The 17292-nt window shown below is 73.9% G+C and carries 16 protein-coding genes; 5 read left to right on the top strand and 11 right to left on the bottom strand.

Translation table 11 applies throughout. From position 1 onward, the window contains the following. Nucleotides 1-73 precede the first annotated feature (73 nt). The 11 genes from ACIRFL_RS11755 to ACIRFL_RS11705 all read right to left on the bottom strand — a co-directional run bounded on the left by ACIRFL_RS11755 (nucleotide 74) and on the right by ACIRFL_RS11705 (nucleotide 12537). The gene (locus ACIRFL_RS11755; RefSeq protein WP_404026768.1) at nucleotides 74-517 is read right to left on the bottom strand and encodes a universal stress protein; all 444 of its coding nucleotides are present in this window, start codon (nucleotides 515-517) and stop codon (nucleotides 74-76) included. A gap of 134 nt (nucleotides 518-651) precedes the next feature. Next, on the bottom strand, nucleotides 652-1641 hold the full coding sequence (locus ACIRFL_RS11750) for a CapA family protein (RefSeq protein WP_404026766.1): 990 nt from the start codon (nucleotides 1639-1641) through the stop codon (nucleotides 652-654). A gap of 413 nt (nucleotides 1642-2054) precedes the next feature. Then, nucleotides 2055-2540, bottom strand: coding sequence for an SHOCT domain-containing protein (locus ACIRFL_RS11745; RefSeq protein WP_404026763.1), 486 nt, complete (start codon nucleotides 2538-2540; stop codon nucleotides 2055-2057). 179 nt (nucleotides 2541-2719) lie between these two features. Continuing rightward, nucleotides 2720-3517 carry an alpha/beta hydrolase gene (locus ACIRFL_RS11740; protein WP_404026761.1) on the bottom strand — a complete coding sequence of 266 codons (798 nt, stop codon included), beginning with the start codon at nucleotides 3515-3517 and terminating at the stop codon, nucleotides 2720-2722. Between the two features lie 788 nt (nucleotides 3518-4305). Continuing rightward, the gene (locus ACIRFL_RS11735; RefSeq protein WP_404026758.1) at nucleotides 4306-5637 is read right to left on the bottom strand and encodes an LLM class flavin-dependent oxidoreductase; all 1332 of its coding nucleotides are present in this window, start codon (nucleotides 5635-5637) and stop codon (nucleotides 4306-4308) included. A gap of 23 nt (nucleotides 5638-5660) precedes the next feature. Beyond that, nucleotides 5661-6506 carry an ABC transporter ATP-binding protein gene (locus tag ACIRFL_RS11730; protein WP_404026755.1) on the bottom strand — a complete coding sequence of 282 codons (846 nt, stop codon included), beginning with the start codon at nucleotides 6504-6506 and terminating at the stop codon, nucleotides 5661-5663. Continuing rightward, complete coding sequence (locus ACIRFL_RS11725; protein WP_404026753.1) at nucleotides 6503-7369, bottom strand: ABC transporter ATP-binding protein; 867 nt, start codon at nucleotides 7367-7369, stop codon at nucleotides 6503-6505. Before ACIRFL_RS11725 ends, ACIRFL_RS11730 begins: the two co-directional genes overlap by 4 nt. 494 nt (nucleotides 7370-7863) lie before the next feature. Then, on the bottom strand, nucleotides 7864-8754 hold the full coding sequence (locus tag ACIRFL_RS11720) for an ABC transporter permease (protein ID WP_404026750.1): 891 nt from the start codon (nucleotides 8752-8754) through the stop codon (nucleotides 7864-7866). A gap of 2 nt (nucleotides 8755-8756) precedes the next feature. After that, on the bottom strand, nucleotides 8757-9785 hold the full coding sequence (locus ACIRFL_RS11715; protein ID WP_404026748.1) for an ABC transporter permease: 1029 nt from the start codon (nucleotides 9783-9785) through the stop codon (nucleotides 8757-8759). A gap of 62 nt (nucleotides 9786-9847) precedes the next feature. Then, a complete protein-coding gene (locus ACIRFL_RS11710; RefSeq protein ID WP_404026746.1) occupies nucleotides 9848-11413 on the bottom strand; it encodes an ABC transporter substrate-binding protein in 1566 nt (521 codons plus the stop codon). Nucleotides 11414-12000: 587 nt separating this feature from the next. After that, the gene (locus tag ACIRFL_RS11705) at nucleotides 12001-12537 is read right to left on the bottom strand and encodes a cupin domain-containing protein (RefSeq protein ID WP_404026743.1); all 537 of its coding nucleotides are present in this window, start codon (nucleotides 12535-12537) and stop codon (nucleotides 12001-12003) included. Nucleotides 12538-12821: 284 nt separating this feature from the next. Here ACIRFL_RS11705 and ACIRFL_RS11700 point away from each other — a divergent pair, with 284 nt between their 5' ends. The 5 genes from ACIRFL_RS11700 (at nucleotide 12822) to ACIRFL_RS11680 (ending at nucleotide 16938) form a co-directional block, all read left to right on the top strand. Further along, entirely contained in the window at nucleotides 12822-13280 is a 459-nt protein-coding gene (locus ACIRFL_RS11700; RefSeq protein WP_404026741.1) for an RrF2 family transcriptional regulator, read from the top strand. Next, nucleotides 13277-14248, top strand: coding sequence for a DsbA family protein (locus ACIRFL_RS11695; protein WP_404026738.1), 972 nt, complete (start codon nucleotides 13277-13279; stop codon nucleotides 14246-14248). The genes ACIRFL_RS11700 and ACIRFL_RS11695 overlap by 4 nt, the downstream gene beginning before the upstream one ends. Before the next feature lie 421 nt (nucleotides 14249-14669). Continuing rightward, complete coding sequence (locus ACIRFL_RS11690) at nucleotides 14670-15185, top strand: flavin reductase family protein (protein ID WP_404026736.1); 516 nt, start codon at nucleotides 14670-14672, stop codon at nucleotides 15183-15185. 156 nt (nucleotides 15186-15341) lie between these two features. Further along, nucleotides 15342-15725, top strand: a complete 384-nt coding sequence (locus ACIRFL_RS11685) for a hypothetical protein (protein ID WP_404026734.1) — start codon at nucleotides 15342-15344, stop codon at nucleotides 15723-15725. Nucleotides 15726-15783: 58 nt separating this feature from the next. Continuing rightward, a complete protein-coding gene (locus ACIRFL_RS11680) occupies nucleotides 15784-16938 on the top strand; it encodes a PP2C family protein-serine/threonine phosphatase (protein ID WP_404026731.1) in 1155 nt (384 codons plus the stop codon). The last annotated feature ends 354 nt before the right edge of the window (nucleotides 16939-17292 follow it).

Here is a 17292-nt window from a genome sequence, read left to right as displayed (position 1 = left end):
CGCCCGTCGGCCCGCTGAGGCCGAACAGCCCATGCCCGGGGCCCCAAGGTCCCTTTGCGGTCCAAAACGCGAGTCACGGCCGGTCGGGGCGCACGATCACGACGGGACAGCGCGCGTGCTGGGCGATGTGCTGGCTGACGGAGCCCAGCAGGGCGCGGGCGAAGCCGCGCCGCCCGTGGCTGCCGACGACCAGCGCCTGAGCGCCCTCCGCCGCCCGCAGCAGCACGTCCACCGGGTGGCCGCGCACCAGCAGTGCCCTGACCGAGCCCGCCGGCTCGGCGCCCAGGGCCTCGCGCAACTGCTCGGCGAGCCGTCGCCGGGCGTTGTCCTCGTCGAAGTCGCTGTCGACGGGTGGAGCCGACCAGGTCTCGATCCCGGGCATCTCCCATGCGGCCACCGCGTCCACACGGCCGCCGACGAGTCCGGCGTAGCGTACGGCCCAGCGCACCGCCGCGTGCGAGGACGGCGAACCGTCGACGCCCACCACGATCCGGGGCTGCGCGGCCTGAGTGTCCATCCGTCCCACCTCTCCCGCGGCCCGCTGCCCGCGCGTCGCCCTTCCTCCACTTCCTCCACGCTGCGCCGGTCCCGGCCGCACCGCCACGGAAGAGCCGCCGGGAGCGCAGCTTCCGGGTGGCACGGCGCGCGGGGTCAGCCGGCCCGGGCCGCCGGCCGCGACCAGGTGACGGCCAGCCGCTCGCCCTCGTCGACGACGTCGGTGCCCAGTTCGGCGCAGGCGCGCCCGAGCCGATCGGCGATCCAGGCGTACTCCGCCCGGTCGGCGAGCCGGGTGTGGCAGTGGTCCAGGGCGAGGGGTACCGCCTCGGTGCGCAGCGGGCCGTGCCCGTCGAGGGTGACCAGCCAGAGCAGGCCGAGGTCGTTGCGGAGCGCGGGGTGGACGGCGTAGTCGTCGATGAAGTCGCCCAGATCGAACAGGACGTGCCGGGTGAAACCGTGGAAGACGTGGGCCGAGTGCCCGGCGACCAGGCCGGCCCCGGCCCCGGTGAGCACGGGCGCGGCCCGCAGGACGTGCGGGACCGGGCGTGCGGTCATGTTCGGCCCCCAGTGCGCGCTGACCAGCACCAGGTCCGTCTCCTCGGCCAGGGCGCCGATCGTTTCGGTGAGCCAGGCGGGTACGTCCTTGCGCCACAGGTCGGCGTAGGCCACGCCGGGGCGGTCGGTGTCCGCGGCGAACTCGGGGGGATGGTCGGTGACGGCGACGATGCCGATGCGCAGTCCGCCGACGTCCAGGCGCAGCGGTGCGCGGGCCGCGGTGCGGGTCGGGCCGGCGCCGACGCTGCGGATGCCCGCCCGGGCCAGCCGGGTCCGGGTGTCCAGGAGTGCGTCGGGGCCGTAGTCGAGGGCGTGGTTGTTGGCCAGGACGGCTACGTCGACGCCCAGTGCGGCCAGTACGTCGGCGGCCCTCGGCGGGGCCCGGAAGAAGAAGGTCTTTCCGGGCAGGTCCGCCGGGCGCCCGCGGTCGGAGACGCAGCATTCGAGGTTGAGCAGGAACAGGTCGGCGTCCCGTACGGCGTGGTGCACGGCCGGGGTGAACAGGGGGCGGGGCGTCTTGTGGGCGAGGGCCTGGGCGACGTCACGGCCCAGCATGGCGTCGCCCGCCAGGGCGAGGGTGACGGCCATGACACGCACCTCCGCTCGCTCGCCCGGTGCCGCCCGCCCCGCGCGCCGCGGACGGGGCGGCGGTGCCGGTCCACGGGGTCGGGCTCCGTCCGCGTGCCGGGGCGGGAGCCGGGCCCGCGCGGCCGTCCGGGGTTACGCGACGACGGACACCGCCGTCCTCGCGTTCCCGCGCGCGGGCCCGCCCCGCCCGCGATCACCGCCGCTCCGCGCCGTCTCGCTGCACGGGCGGGGCGAGGTGCCGAGGAGGCAAGGGGCACCCGACGGACGGGTGCCCGCACCGCGGATCTCCCGGGCCTGTGGCCAGCCTGGCACCCGGTGCGTCGCCCCCGCAGGGGCCGAACGGCCCCACCCCGGGGCCGATCCGCCCCCTGCGTGCCGCATGCATCCCGCCGGCCCCCGCCGTGGCGTGCCGGTCAGTGTCCGGCAGGTCCCGGGGCGGCGCCCGCTCCGCCCCCGGTGCCGGCTCCCGTGCCTGCGCCGTGTCCTGTCAGCACGAGTTCCTTGGCGCGGCGGAACTCGTCGTCCGAGATGTCGCCGCGGGTGCGCAGCTCGGAGAGCTTGGTGAGTTCGTCGGCGCTGCTGGGCTGCGGCGCGCCCGCGGCGGTACGGCGGACGTAGCTGTCGAACGCCTCCTGCTGCGCATGCGCCTGCGCCAGCTCGCGGCGCCCCATGTCCTTGCCGCGGACGATGAGGTAGACGAAGACGCCGAGGAAGGGCAGCACGATGACGAAGATCAGCCAGCCCGTCTTGGCCCAGCCGTTCAGGGCGTCGTCGCGGAAGAGGTCCAGGACGACCCGGAACAGCAGGACGAACCACATGATCCACAGGAAGAACCAGAGCATCGTCCAGAACGCGCTCAGCAGCGGATAGTCGTACGCGAGGTACGTCTGCGCGGTCATTGCCGTCCTCCGTCCCGGGCAGCCGCCCACCGGGTACCGCTTCGTCGTGTACCGCTTCGTGGCCAGCGTGCACGGGGCGAAGGCGGGACGGCCTCACCCGGGACGGGTGAGCGTACGCGCCGGTAACGGGCGCCCGGAGCCGGATGAGGGCGGGCGTGCGGTGCGGGCGCGGGGCCCGGTCACCACGCGCTCGACTCGACCGCGACCACCGGCACCAGGTCGTTGCGCAGGGTTTCCAGGAAGGTGACGGTCTCGGCCGCCACCGAGCGGTGCTGCACATCGTTCAGGACGTCGTGGTGGGCCCCGCGGACCACGGCGAGGCGGGCGCGGGGAAGGGACTTGGCGAGGTGGGCGACGGCGTCGCGGTCCGCCAGCGGGTCGGCGCCGCCGATCAGGAGCAGGGCCGGGAGGGCGATGCCGGCGCCGTACGCCGCCGTGAGCAGCGCCTGCGGCACCGGGTCGGCGAGCCGGCCGCGCCGCACCAGGGGGTCGTGGGTGAGGGTGTCCCGGTGCACGGGGCAGGAGGTCCGTACGTCCAGCTCGTCCTCCCAGTCGCCGCCCGACGCGGCGGTACGGCCCGGCAGCCCGGCGAGGACTACGGCCCGCGGCAGCCGCGCCGCGGCGAGGTCCGTCCGGCCGAGCAGCGCGGCGACCGCGGCGGCGCCGGTGTCGGCGGCGACCAGGACGACGGGCTGGACCACGCCGTCGCCGGACGCGGTGGCCGCGACGGCGTCGGCGAGCCGGGCGCCGAAGCGGGCCAGCGACCCGGACAGATCGTCCGGGTCGATGTCGGGCGCGCCGACGACGCGGACGCGGTAGGCGTCGGCGGCGAGCCGCCTGCCCAGCCGGGCGTAGGTCGCCGGGCTCTCGCCCCTGCCGGGCACCACGACGACGGTGCCGCGGGTGCGGACGCCGTCGGGGGCGTGGTGGTCGGCGTGGCCGGCGCTGTCGCCCGGCTGCTCGGTGTTCTCGGTCATCTGGCGCTCACTCTCCTGGGTGCTCGGGCTCGGTCGCGGGCCGCCGGGGCGACGCCATGTCGGGCACGCGGCGTTCCGGGACGCGGATCGCGGCGTGGTGGTTGGGGACGGCGGGGGGTGACTGGTCGGGCGACGGCGCGGGCCCGCTCCCGCGGCAGCGGCCTCCTCCCGGCCGCCGTGCGAACAGCGGCGCCTCCGGGACAGGCGCCGCACCGGACCGTGCGGCACACGTCGCGGCCGGGCAGCCGCAACGCCGTGCGCCGGGCCCCGGCCGGAACCACCGAACGGCGGCCGGGCCGGGCCGGGCACGGCGACCACCGGACGGCCGGGGACGCGTCGGTGTCGGAGGCGCCGGCGGTGCCAACCTCGCGGTGCCCGCCTGGAAACACCGCACGGCACGGCCGGGCCCGGGCACGGCGACCACCGGACGGCCGGGTACGCGTCCGCCCACGGGCGCCGCACCTCGTCAGCGGACACGCCGAAGCCGTTCACCGCGCGGCCAGCCCGCGAGTTCAGGCAGCACCCGGAGGCCCCGGCGGCGCCGACCGCGCCTGGAAACACCGCACGCGGCACGGCCGGGCCCGGGCACGGCGACCGCCGGACGGCCGGGTACAGGTCCGCCCACGGGCGCCGTATCTCGTCGGCGGACGCGCCGAACCCGCATGCCGCGCGGCCGGCCACCGGGATCGAGCCGCGCCCGGTGGTGTCGGGCTTGCGGTGTCGGGGCTGGTCTGTGAAGTCGTCGGCGGCTACGCGAGGGTGCCGCGGCTCGGTCGGTGGTGTGGCTCTCATGGCTGGGCGAGGCGGCTGTGGCGGTTGGCGGGGACCGGCAGACCGAGGTTGCCGCGCAGCGTGTCGGCGGTGTACTCGGTGCGGAACAGCCCGCGCTTCTGCAGCAGCGGGACCACTCCGTCCACGAAGAGGGCGAGGTCGTCGTCGGTGCGGAAGGCGAGGTTGATGCCGTCGAAGGTGCCGGCGGCGAACCAGCGCTCGATGGTGTCGGCGACGGTCTCGGGCGCCCCGACGAACGGCGACCGGCGGAACTCGCTCACCGACTCGGCCACCTGACGCAACGTCAGCTTCTCCGACCGGGCCCGCTCGATGAGCTTCGCGGCGCCGGTCCGGCCGCCCTTCTCGGCGAGGTGCGCCACGTCCGGGAACGGCGCGTCCAGGTCATGTGCGCTGAAGTCGTAGGCGCCGAAGGAGCGGCCGAGGAGCGCGAGGTTGCGGTCGAAGTCGTTGTCCTCCTCGAAGATCTCCCGCTCGCGTCGCCGGGCCTCCTCGTCGGTCGGGGCGACGACCGGGCCGCCGTGGATGAAGATCTTGATGTGCTCGGGGTCCCGGCCGTGGGAGGCGGTGCGGCGCTTGATGTCCGCGTAGTACTCCTGGGCCTGCTCCAGCGAACCGCCGGGCGCGTAGATGCCCTCGGCGACCCGCGCGGCGAGGTCACGGCCCTCCTCGGAGACCCCGGCCTGGAAGATCACCGGCTGGCCCTGCGGGGAACGGGAGATGTTGAGCGGCCCGGCGACCTTGAAGTGCTCGCCCTCGTGGTTGAGTTCGTGCAGCTTGGCCGGGTCGAGGAAGACGTTCCGTGCGACGTCGGCGGGGAAGGCGTCGTCCTCGTAGGAGTCCCACAGCCCGCGGGCGACCTCGACGAACTCCAGGGCCCGGCCGTAGCGGGTGGCGTAGTCGGGGTGCTCGTCCAGCCCGAAGTTGCGGGACGCGCCGGTGTCGAAGCTCGTGACGACGTTCCAGCCGGCCCGGCCGCCGCTGATGTGGTCCAGGGAGGCGAAGCGGCGGGCCAGGTTGAACGGCGAGTTGTACGTCGAACTCGCCGTGCCGACCAGCCCGATGTGCCGGGTGTGGGTGGCGACGGCCGACAACAGGGTGAGCGGTTCGAGCCGGTTGAGGTAGTGGGCCGGGTAGGTGGCGTTGATGAACTGGCTGTCGACGATGAACAGCGCGTCGAACAGGGCGTGTTCGGCGGCCTGTGCCTGGCGGATGTAGTAGTTGATGTCGATGCTGGCGTTCTTCGCGACGCGCGGGTCCTTCCACAGGCCGTGCTGTCCGGGGCCGCCGACGCCGTAGGGGTGCAGCGCGAGGTGGATCGTGCGGGACATGGCTGTTCCTCTCCGAGGTGTGATCAGGCGTTCAGCAGCGCGCGCAGCGCGGCACGGCCGGCCCGGTCGGTGGGGGCCGCGCGGAGTGTGGGGGCGGAGCCGACGAGCAGGCGCGTGTACGGGTGCCGGGGGTGGTTGACGACGTCCCGGGCGGCGCCGGACTCGACCAGTTCACCCCGGTACAGCACGGCGATGCGGTCGGAGGTCCCGACGACGGAGCCGAGGTCGTGGGAGATGAGGACGAGGGCGACCCCGGCGGCCCGCAACTCCTTGAGGATTTCCAGGACTTGTACGCGGTTGGCGGAGTCGAGGGCGCTGACCGGCTCATCGAGGATGACCAGTCGTGGCTCGGTGACCAGGGCGCGGGCCACCGCGACGCGCTGCCGCTGCCCGCCGGACAGTTCGCCGGGCAGCCGGTCGAGCAGGTCCGCGGGGAGCCGGACGCGGTCCAGGAAGGCGCGCGCCCGTTCGGTCGCCGCGGCGGCCGGGACGCCCTGGACGAGCAGCGGCTCCGTCAGGGACTGGGCGACGGTGAGGTCGGGGTCGAGGCTGCGCAGCGGGTCCTGGAAGACGTACTGCACGAGACCGCGGCGGCGCAGTCCGCGCCACTGGCGGCGGCCGTATCCGCGGACGTCCTCGCCGGCGATGCGGATCGAACCGGCCGCGGCGGGCACCAGGCCGAGCACGGCACGGGCGAGGGTGGTCTTGCCTGAGCCGGTCTCGCCGATGACGCCGACGGTCTCACCGGCGGCGACGGCGAGCGAGACGCCCTTCAGCGCGGGCCGTGACCGCCGGCGCGGGCCGTAGCGGACGTCGAGGCCGGTGACCTCCAGGACGGGGTCGGTCGTTCGCCGCTGGTCGCCGGTCACGTCGCCTCCGGGGGTGTCAGGAACTTCTCCAGGCCGTACTGCTCGTGTTCGGCGATGAGCAGCCGGGTGTATTCGTGCCGGGGGTCGTGCAGGACCTGCCGGGTCGGACCGTGCTCGACCACCTCGCCTTCGCGCAGGACGACGACCTCGTCGCACAGCTGGGCGACGACGGCCAGGTCGTGCGAGACGACCACCAGGGCGAGGCCGGCCTGGTCGCGCAGGTCGGCGAGCAGGTCCAGGATCTCCGCCTGCACGGTCACGTCGAGGGCGGTCGTGGCCTCGTCGGCGATGAGGATGCGTGGGTCGGCGGCGACGGCCGCGGCGATCAGCACGCGCTGGAGCATGCCGCCGGACAGTTCGTGGGGGTACTGGGTGTAGACCAGTTCCGGGTCGTGCAGCCGTACCGCGGCCAGCAGTTCCACGGCCCGGTGCCGGGCCGCCCGCCGCTTCAGTCCCTTCTTGACCCGGACGACCTCGGCGATCTGGGGGCCCACCCGGATCGACGGGTTGAGGTAGGACGCCGGGTCCTGGAAGACCGCGCTGATCGTGGCGCCACGCAGGGCGGTCCACTGAGCGGGGGTCAGGGTCGCGATGTCGGTGCCGGCGATCTCGATCGAACCGCCGGACACCTCGAAGTGCGGCGGCAGGATGCCGAGCGCTGCGCGGCAGGTGAGGGTCTTGCCACTGCCGGACTCGCCGACGATGCCGACCACCTTGCCGGGGGTCAGCTCGAAGCTCACCCCATGAACGATCTCCCGCCCCCCGGCCCGATCACTGATCCGCACCCCCCGCACACCAAGCACCGGCACCCCACCGCCACCACGGGGGCCGGAGGCCCCGCCGCCGGCAACAGCACCGGCCAACGCACCAGCGGCACCAACCGCAACGGCAACGGCGTCGTCCGGTCCGGCAGCGGCGTCGTCCGGTCCGGCAGCGGCGCCCACCGACGTACCGGCGGCGCCGGCCAACACCCCAGCGCCATCCACCGACGTACCTGCGGCACCGCCCGGACCGCCACCGGCGCCCACCCACTCGGCGGCAGCGCCATGCGCCCCCTCGGCTACCGCCGGTCCGGCAGCGGCGCTGACCGGCCCACCACCGGCACCCACCGACCCACCGGCAGCACCGTCCGCCCCGCCACCGATGCTCACCGACTCGACGGCAGCACCATGCGACCGGCTGGCGGAGGAAGCCGGTCCGGCAGCGGCGTCGGCCGGTCCGGCGGCACCACCCGACCCGCCGCCGGCGCCCGCCCGCTCGGCGGCAGGGCCATGCGGCCCAGCGCCGGCGGTAGCCGGTCCGGTGGCGGTGGGTTGCGGGCTGTCCTGGAGGGCGTCCGTGTTGTTCGGGAGGGTCGTCATCGTGTGCCTCCGGTGGCGACGGAGTCGGTCGCGGCGCGGCGGTTGGCGCGGGCCTTGCGGGAGTTGACGAGTGCGCGCCCCGCCTCGCCGGAGACGTCGCGGATCGCGTCGGCGAGCAGGTTGGCGGCCCAGACGGTCGCCATGATCAACAGCGCGGGCACCACAGGCGCCCACGGCTGGTGGCTGAGATAGCCCAGGTCCGAGGCGAGCAGCCCGCCCCAGGTCGGCTCGGGCGGCTGCACCCCGATGCCGAGGAAGGTCAGGCTGGAGACGATGACGAAGCCGACGCCGATCGTCTGGGCGAACGCCACCGCGAGGGGCGGGAGCACCTTGACCCACACATGCCGGCGCACCACCCAGCCGATGGACGCGCCGGAGATGAGCGCCGCCTCCACGTACTGCGAGCGGGCGACGGAGAGCGTGGCGGCACGGGCGACCCGGTAGAAGAGCGGGGAGACCAGCGCGCCGGTGACGAGCATGGCCTGGGTGATGCCGTTGCCGAGCAGCGCGATCACGGCGACCGCGAAGAGCAGGAACGGCAGGGCGACCAGCGTGTCGGCGAGGCGCAGGGTGACCCACTCGAAGACCCGGCCGAGGTAGACCGACAGGATGCCGGGGACCGCGCCGACGACGAGGGCCATCACGGCGACCTCAAGGGATCCCAGCACGCTGACGCGGGAGCCGTCGAGCAGCCGGCTGAGCACGTCGCGGCCGAGGTAGTCGGTGCCGAGCCAGTGCGCGCCCGACGCGGCGGCGAGCGTGTTGTCGCTGGTGGCCAGGGGGTTCTGAGGGGCGAGCAGCGGACCGAGGAGCGCGAGCAGCGCGATCACGGCGAGGATGCCGACGGCGATCCGGGCGGAGGTCAGGGCGAGGACGCGGCGCACCATGGTCACACCCCCCGCCGGGCGGCCGGCGTCACCCGGGCCAGCACCAGGTTGACGACCAGGTTGAAGGAGACGACCAGGACGATCGACACCACGAGCACCCCTTGTACGGCGGGCACGTCCCCGGCCTGCGCGGAGTCGTTGGCGAACCGGCCGAAGCCCTGCAGGCCGAAGATCCACTCCGTCACGACGGACGCCCCGACGAGCGCGGGGAACTTCAGGCCGAGGGTGGCGAGCACGGGCCCGAGGCCGTTGCGCAGGACGTGCCCGAAAAAGATCCGCCGGGGGCTCAGCCCGCGGACGACTGCTCCGGTCACGTAGTTCTCGCGGTAGGCGGCGATGAGACTCGTACGCAGTTGGCGTGCGACGTCGGCGACGACGTCGAGGCTGAGGGCGAGCGCGGGCAGGGTGATGTGGGCGAGCCAGGGGCCGATCCCCTGCCGCGCCGGGACGTATCCGGCGGACGGGAACAGGTGCAGCCCCACCGCGAGGACGGCCACCAGGACGATGCCGACGACGAACGCCGGCATCACCGAGATCACGGTGACGAATCCGGTGATCGCCCGGTCGATCCACGTGGTGCGGCGCAGCGCCGCGACCGTGCCGAGGGAGAAGCCGATGAGCACGCCGAGGATCAGGGCGAACGTCGCGATCGACAGGCTCACGCCGAGGCCGAGGCCGATGAGCGTGGAGATGTCGGCCCCGTTGACCCAGCTGGCGCCGAGTTGTCCGTGCAGCACTCCGGTGAACCAGTCCCAGTACTGCGTCAGGAACGGCCGGTCCAGCCCCCATTGGGCCTCGACCCGCTGGATCGCCTCGGGGGTGGCGTTCTCGCCGAGCTGGATCCGTGCCGGGCTGAGCCCGCTCAGCGACCGGAGCGCGAACGTCACGAACGTCGCGACCAGGAACACGGGCACGAAGATCCCGACCGACCGGGCGACGGTCGCCAGGACGCGGCCGAGCCCGTGCCGTGCCCGGATCGCGGCGGCTCCCCGGCGGCGGGCCGGTGTCGCCGGTGCCGCGGTGGTCGTCATGGGGATCGCCCCCTTTCTGTTGCTGTCTGTCGTGGGCGGGTTGTCGGTGGTGGAGGGCCGGGTCAGCTGCCGCCGATGGTCACGCCGGTCCAGTCGAGGTGTGCCGGGTTCTTGGGCAGGGCGGAGACCGACTTGCTCTTGGCGAAGAGGTTCGGCGAGGAGTAGGTGAACACCAGCGCCCTGCTCTGCAGACCGGCGCGGGTCGCCGCTTGCAGGACGTTCGGGTAGTCGGGCGCGTCCAGCGGGGTGCGGCGCACCTTGGCGACGGCCGCCTCGAAACCGGCGGGCTCGTACGGCGAGCTGAGGTTCAGCGGGCCGTCGGGGCCGAAGTGGGCGGTGAGCGTCTGCACGGCGGAGTCCCGGCCCGTGGTGCTGTACAGGGAGAACGTCAGGTCCTTGGCGAAGAACGGTGTGGCCCAGTTCTTGTCGATCTTGATGGTGACCTTGATCCCGACCGCGGCGAGCTGTGACTGGACGATCTCGGCCGCGGGGTCCTCGGAGGGTATGACGAGGTCGAGCCGGAGTTCGCCGCTTCGGTAGCCGGCTTCGGCGAGGAGCCGCTTCGCCTTTGCCGGGTCGTAGGGGTAGGCGTCCGCGGACCGCGGGTCGTAGGCCACGTATCCCTTCGGGAACGGCTGGTCGGTGGCCTCGCCGTAGCCGAAGGTCAGTTTGTCGACGAATTCCTTGCGGTTGACGGCGTGCCGCACGGCGTCCACGACCTTGTCGTCGTCGAACGGCGCCTTGTTGACGTTGAGGCTGATGTTGGAGGCGTTGAACCCCGGCTGGATGAAGACGTCCAGGCCGGCCTGTTTCGCCGACCTGGCCTGGCTGGGGTCGATGTCGGCGAAGTTGTAGACGCCGGTCTGCAGGCCGGAGACCACGGTGGCGGCGTCGGGGGCCGAGGTCAGTTCGACGTTGTCGATGTGGATGTTCTTCGCGTCCCAGTAGTCCGGGTTCTTCTTCAGCAGCACCTTGGTGCCCGGCACCAGTTGTTCGACGACGAACGGTCCGGCGCCGACCGGGTTCTGGTCCAGCTTCGACGGGTTCCCCGCGGCCTTGGGGCTGGCGATCTGCAGCACGCGCTCGCCGAGCAGTTGGGGGATCTGGTAGTCGACCTGGGTGAGGTGGACGACGGCGTCGAGCCCCTTGGCGTCGACGGACTTGATGGAGGTCAGGTCGCCGAAGAGCGCCGAGTTCTGCTGCTTCTTGGCCCGCTCGACGGCTGCCTTGACCGCGCTCGCGTCCAGCGGTGTGCCGTCGCTGAACTTCAGGCCGGGGCGCAGGCGGAAGGTGATCTGGTCGCCCCTGGCGTTGTACTTCCAGCTCTCGGCGAGGTCCGGGACGGCCTTGCCGCTCGCGTCGGTGCGGGTCAACGAGGCGTATACGAGGGCGAGTTCACGGAACTGGGCGCCGCTGCCCGAGACCACCGGGTCCCAGTGGGCGGGAAAGTAGGAGGAGGCCCACTTCAGCGTGGCGTCGCCGGACGCGGAGGCGGCGCTTCCGCCGCAGCCGCTCAGGGCCGGGGCGAGCAGGGCGAGGAAGGCGGTGGCGAGGGCGGCGGGCCGCAGCCGGCCGGGCCGCGGTCCGGCGCCGCGGCGGGCGCGGCGGAAGGTGACTCGTGCGGGCATCTCATTCTCTCTGTGACGGTCCCGGGCCGGGGCGGGCGGTCCGGGCGCGCGGGACGGCCCGCCGGGCGGGTGCGGGCGTCGGCACGCACCCGGGCGGGGCCGGGGAGGTTTGGCGGCACACGTCGGACGCCACCGGGGCGGCGGGCAGGGCGAGTTCACCGCAGGGCGGCTACCGGTGGCCCGGCGTGTGCCGTGCGGCGGTGGGCGACAGACAGGGGGAGGACGGACGCGCCCGCCTCGTAGGGCGCGGGCGTGGGCGGCGGCCGGCGGTCGGCGTCCGTGGGCGGAAGTGGACGGCGGTCAGCGACAGAGGGCGCTACAGGTGCGCCGCAGGTCCACATAGCGGCACACCACACCGGGGTGCGTCGTGAGCATGCTGTTCATCCTGGGGGCAGCCGCAAGCCACTGTCAATGGACACCAATTGATGTCTCATTCGGTGGAACGGATCGCGGGGGCGGCACGGAAAGGCCCCCTGACCGTGGATCAGGGGGCCGGTGGGTCCGGACGGACGGGGGCCTGCGCCGCGGGCAGCACCCGCGGGCGGAGCGCGGTCGGACATAGGACACCTCGCGGCATCCTTACCGCCTCACTCCGGCTGCTGCTCCGTGTCCAGCACGTACAGCTCGGGCAGGTTGACGACGATCGCCTCCTGGGTGCTGCGGGCGATGACCACGACCGCCTCGCTGTCGGGGCTGGGGTTCTCCTCGCGGTGCGGCACGAACGGCGGTACGAAGACGTAGTCGCCGGGTGCCGTACGGATCCGGATCTCCTCGGGCGCCCCGGAGGAGTCGTCGAGGAAGACGAACTCCGGGTTGCCCGCGACGACATGGATGGCGGTCTCCGAGGCGCCGTGGTGGTGGTTGGAGGAGGTGGTGCGGGGCGAGACATGGGTCTGGCCCATCCAGATGCGCTCCGAGCCGACGGTGGCGCCGCTGATGGCGGCGAAGCGGCGCATGCCCTCGGTCTGCGCGGTGCCGTCGTCGAGCGCGTCGGCGCGGATGTGGTGCAGCCGCGCCCGCAGCGGCTCGACGGGGCCGGCCGACCGGGTGAGGTCGGGGTGGAACGCGTCGCGCCCGCCTTCCGGGCGGGGCGCGGCGGCGGGGGGTGTCTCGTGCGAGGTCATGGCGGTTCCTGCTCGTCGACGGTGCGGGGGCGGGCCGGGCGGGACGCGCGGCCGGGACGCGGCGGATCAGGCGGCTCGGGCGGCCTCGACGGGTGGGCTGCGGGGACGACCGCGGCGACGCGGATGCCGTCCGGCGCTCGGCGCGTACGCGCACGATCCTGCGGTGACGGTAGAGAGCCCGCCAAATGGATGTCAAGATGTGTCCAATGCCGGCTCGCCCGTTCGGCGGCCGGGACGCGGTCCGGCCCCGCGGCGGGCGACCGACGAGACGGAAGACGGTGCAGATGCATATCTCGGCGAAGGCCGACTACGCGGTGCGGGCCCTGGTGGAGCTGGCCGCGGACAGCACGCGTCCCCTGACCTGTGAGGGGATAGCCGCGGCCCAGGAGATCCCGTTCCGGTTCCTCAAGTCCGTCTTCCGCGATCTGCGGACCGCCGGACTCGTGCGCAGCCAGCGCGGCTGCGAGGGCGGTTACTGGATCGGGCGGGACGCCGGCCTGATCACGGTGGCCGAGGTGATGACGGCCGTGGACGGGACGTTCTTCACGGTGCGCGACGAGGCCCCGGCCGACCTGGTGTATCCCGGTACGGGCCGGGCGGTGCCCGGCGTGTGGCAGGACGTGGAGGCCGTCGCCCTCGCGCTGCTGCGGCGCACCACGATCGCCGAACTCGCCCTGCGGGGCGCGGCGGGCGCGCAGGACGGGGCCGGGGCCGGGGCCCCGCGGCGGGCGGTCGGCGTATGACGGAGGCGCCGCCGGACAGCCAACCCCTGGTCGCGGTCACCGAGTTCACCGATCCCGCCTGCCCGTGGGCCTGGGGCTCCGAGCCCGTCGTACGGCTGCTGCGCACGGCCTTCAGGGACCAGCTGCGGTGGCGGCGGGTGTTCGGCATCCTCTTCGACGACACCGACGACCCGCCGCCCGATCCCGCGGCCGAGGCCCGCTGGTACGAGGGTTTCGTGCGGGACGTCACCGCGCACACCGGCGCCCCGCGCCCGGCGCGGCTGCACTGGCTGACCCGGACCAGCTGGCCGGCCTCCCTCGCCGCCAAGGCCGCGCAGCGGCAGGGCGCGCAGCCGGCCGAACGGGTGCTGCGCCGGCTGCGGGAGAGCACGTTCGTCGCGGGGACGCCGGCCGACACGGCGGCGGGCGTGGCCTGGGCGGTGCGCGGGATTCCCGGGCTCGACCCCGATGTGCTGCGCGCCGACTCGGCCTCGGCCGGGGCACGGGCGGCCGTCGCGGCCGACCACGCGGAAACCCGCAGGCCGTGCCGCGAGGTGCGGCTGCTCGACGCCCCGGGACCGCATCCGGGCCGGGCGAAGGAACTGGCCGACGGCGTGCGCTACGCGCTGCCCACGCTGCTCTTCGACGGCCCCGCGGGACGGGTCTGCGTGCCGGGCTGGCGTCCGGCGCGGACCTATCTGGAGGCCGCCGAGACGGCGGCGGGCACCGCACTGCGTACGGCGGGACCGGTGCGGGCCGAGGCGGCGCTGGAGCGGTGGCGCACCCTCACGCTGCCCGAGCTCGAACTGCTCACGGGCGGGCGCACCCCGCCGGCCGGCGCGGTGGAACTCGCCACCGCGCACGGGGTGTTGTGGCTCCATCCGGAGGAGGCGGCCTGCCATCCGGCGCTGTGCGAGCCGCACCCGGAGGCGCCGGCCGGGCCGGGGGAACGGGCGGCTGGGGCGGTCTCGCCGAATGAGACACCATGAGGTGTCCATTGACAGGGGCGTGACGGCGACGTGAGGATGTCGACCATGCATCCGCTGCACCCCGGCGTCGCCTGTCGTCACGTCGACCACCGCCGCACCTCCAGCGCCCTCTGTCGCTGAGCGACCTCGGCGTCCCGGCGGGAGCCTCCTCTCGTGTCCGGCCGGTCGTCCCCGGCACCCGCCCGACGCGGGCGCCGCGGCCCCGGACCGCCACCCGATGCACGACCGTCCCCGGACACCGCTGCCCACCGCGCCGACCGGCACGACCGCCGCGCGTAGACCGGACCGCACACCCGTGTCCCCCCGCACCGACGGCCCGCCGCCGCGCCGTCGGTGACCCGTGACGTCGACGACCACTCCGTCCTGTCCCGCACCGGCCCGCTCCCCGGGCCGGCCGCCGTACTGCCCGAAGGGAAGCCGCGTGACCGCCTCCGCCAGCCCCCGCCTCCATCCCCGTGCCGCCGGTCCCGGGTCCGCCGAGATCCTGCGCAGCACCCTGCGGCGCCATGCCGCGGGCGTCACAGTGATCACCGTCCCCGGCCCGGCCGGCTTCACCGCGACCTCCTTCACCTCGGTGTCCCTGCGGCCGGCCCTGGTCTCCTTCTGCGTCGGGCTCACGGCGTCGGCAACGCCGGCCGTGCGGAGCGCGGACCGGTTCGCGGTGCACCTGCTCGGCACCGGGGACACCGCCCTCGCCGACCGGTTCGCCACCAGCGGCATCGACCGGTTCGCGGATGTCCCCTGGCGCCGCGGCACCGCCGGAGTGCCCCTGCTCGACGGGGTGAGCGCCTGGCTCACCGCACAGGTCACCTCGCGCCAGACCCTCGGCGACCACCTCTTCGTGGTCGGCCAGGTCGACGACGGCACCGTCATCGACGAGGCCACGCCGCTGGTCCACCACGCGGGTTCCTTCGCCTCGGCGCTGCCGCTCACCTGACCGCCCGCCTGCTCCCCTGCCCGACCACCCGTCCGGCCGTCCGGCCGTCCCCGGGCGGACTGAGTACGCGTGCTCAGGACACGGGCCGCGACGGCTCCTACGGTCGGTCCCGACGGGCGGCCACGGACGTGCGGCCCGCGGGACTTCGGGGGAAGAATGAGCGCCGGCGGCCACCACTACGACCACCACCAGTACGCGTACGCCGTGGCTCCCGCTCGTGGGCGCTGGCCGGCCGCCTACCTCACCGTGGTGGGGCTGCTGGCCGGCTGCGGCGCCCTGATCGACGCGATCGCCTTCTTCGTCTCGATCTTCGCCACGGACGACTGCTCCTCGCAGAACCCGGCGTTCCGGTGCACGACGGCCGGGATCCTGACGATGCTGGGACTGCCCTGGCTCGGCCTCGCCCTCGCGGTGGCCGCCTCGGTGGTGCCCGGCCTCGTCGTGCACCGCGGTGGCGGCTCGCCGTGGTGGTTCCTGCCGCTCGGGGCCGCGCTGTACGTCGCCTCGCTGGGCGGCACCTGGCTGGTGATGACGTCCTGACCGGGCCGGTTCGCGTCCGTGCTCGCGCCCCCGTCCGACGCGGTGCACTGTGGGAGACATGTTCTCCTCGCAGCAGCTGTTCGCGCGGCCCTGGCAACCGTGGCGGCCGAGCCGTCTGCTGCTGTTGGTCCCGGTGGGACTCATCGTCATGATCACCGTGGCCGACACCGTGTCACCGGCGGACATCGTGCTCGGCCCCCTGCTGGTCATCGCGCCCGCGGTCACCGCGTGGTTCGAGGGCCCGGTGCTGACGGGGGTCATCGGGGCCACCGCGGCGGCGGCCCAGGCGTTCATCGGCTGGCGTTCCGGTGTGCTGTGGTCGCGGAACATCATGGTGCAGATCGTCGCCCTGATCGTGCTCTCGCTGCTGATCGTGGTGTTCTGCGCGGTGCGTGAGCGACGCACCCGCGAACTGGCCCAGGTGCGGTCCGTGGCGGAGGCGGCCCAGCGGGTGCTGCTGTGGCCGCTGCCCCAGCGGCTCGGCACCCTGCAGCTCGCCTGTGTCTACATGGCCGCCGAGGAGGAGGCGGAGATCGGCGGCGACCTGTACGCCGCCGCCCGCAACGCGGAGGGCACCCGGGTGGTCATCGGTGACGTACGGGGCAAGGGGCTGTCGGCCGTCGGGGAGGCCGCCCTCCTGCTCGGCGCGTTCCGTGAGGCCGCGCACCACAACGCGGCCCTGCCCGAGCTGGCCGTCTCGCTGGAACAGAGCGTGACCCGGTATCTGGCCGATTTCGAACCCGCGGACGAGGCGGGGGAGCGTTTCGCCACCGTCCTCCTGCTGGAGATCCCCGACCGCGATCCCGTCGCCCGGCTGACCAGCTGCGGTCATCTGGCGCCGCTGCTGCTGTCCGCCGACCGGCCGGTGACCGCCCCCGACCTGGTCCCCTCGCCTCCGCTGGGGGTCGGTCTGACCGGACCCGATGACATCTCGGTGGCCGTGCTGCCGTTCGCCGCGGGGGACACGCTGCTGCTGTACACCGACGGGGTGGTAGAGGCCCGGGACCGCGGCGGCGCCTTCTACCCCCTCGCGGAACGCGTCGCCCAGTGGGCCGGGCACTCCCCGCAGTCGCTGCTCCACCACATCCAGCGCGATCTGCTCGCCCACACCGGCGGCCGGCTCGGCGACGACGCCGCCCTGATCGCCATCCGCCGCGCCCCGGCCCTGGACCACCTCACCGGGCCGGCCCGGCTGCTCCCCCACCCCCGGTGAAACACCGCCCGCCCGCACCCGGGCGGCGTGGATCCTGGCCCTGCACGGTGCCGACGCCGCCTGGCTGGCCAAGAACCTGGACCTCCCGGCGGACGCCGTGCGCTTGATCGTCGATGCGGCCCGGACGCAAGCCGCCAAGGCTTCGCATGATTCGGAGATTCATCGAAAGTTTCGGCATTGAGGGATCATTGAATTGATCTCCCTCACCCTTGCTCGCCGAATAGTTTCGACGTTACCGACCGGAAACAGTGCGTCACCTCGGCATTTCAATCCCGTCACCACTTGATCTCGCCTCGAAGTTTTCGTAATTCCCACCGAAACCGTTGACAGTTGATGTGTGCAGACCAAAACTCC

The organism is Streptomyces sp. NPDC102462 (genome assembly GCF_044765425.1).
Classification (GTDB): Bacteria; Actinomycetota; Actinomycetes; order Streptomycetales; family Streptomycetaceae; genus Streptomyces.
Note: the sequence above shows the minus strand (reverse complement) of the source record. Positions and strands in the feature narration are given on the sequence as shown.

Coding starts and splice junctions, on each gene's coding strand:
- ACIRFL_RS11720 (WP_404026750.1), bottom strand. CDS start 8,754: ATGGTGCGCCGCGTCCTCGCCCTGACCTCCGCCCGGATCGCCGTCGGC.
- ACIRFL_RS11715 (WP_404026748.1), bottom strand. CDS start 9,785: ATGACGACCACCGCGGCACCGGCGACACCGGCCCGCCGCCGGGGAGCC.
- ACIRFL_RS11755 (WP_404026768.1), bottom strand. CDS start 517: ATGGACACTCAGGCCGCGCAGCCCCGGATCGTGGTGGGCGTCGACGGT.
- ACIRFL_RS11680 (WP_404026731.1), top strand. CDS start 15,784: ATGTTCTCCTCGCAGCAGCTGTTCGCGCGGCCCTGGCAACCGTGGCGG.
- ACIRFL_RS11750 (WP_404026766.1), bottom strand. CDS start 1,641: ATGGCCGTCACCCTCGCCCTGGCGGGCGACGCCATGCTGGGCCGTGAC.
- ACIRFL_RS11685 (WP_404026734.1), top strand. CDS start 15,342: ATGAGCGCCGGCGGCCACCACTACGACCACCACCAGTACGCGTACGCC.
- ACIRFL_RS11705 (WP_404026743.1), bottom strand. CDS start 12,537: ATGACCTCGCACGAGACACCCCCCGCCGCCGCGCCCCGCCCGGAAGGC.
- ACIRFL_RS11710 (WP_404026746.1), bottom strand. CDS start 11,413: ATGCCCGCACGAGTCACCTTCCGCCGCGCCCGCCGCGGCGCCGGACCG.
- ACIRFL_RS11695 (WP_404026738.1), top strand. CDS start 13,277: ATGACGGAGGCGCCGCCGGACAGCCAACCCCTGGTCGCGGTCACCGAG.
- ACIRFL_RS11745 (WP_404026763.1), bottom strand. CDS start 2,540: ATGACCGCGCAGACGTACCTCGCGTACGACTATCCGCTGCTGAGCGCG.
- ACIRFL_RS11740 (WP_404026761.1), bottom strand. CDS start 3,517: ATGACCGAGAACACCGAGCAGCCGGGCGACAGCGCCGGCCACGCCGAC.
- ACIRFL_RS11700 (WP_404026741.1), top strand. CDS start 12,822: ATGCATATCTCGGCGAAGGCCGACTACGCGGTGCGGGCCCTGGTGGAG.
- ACIRFL_RS11735 (WP_404026758.1), bottom strand. CDS start 5,637: ATGTCCCGCACGATCCACCTCGCGCTGCACCCCTACGGCGTCGGCGGC.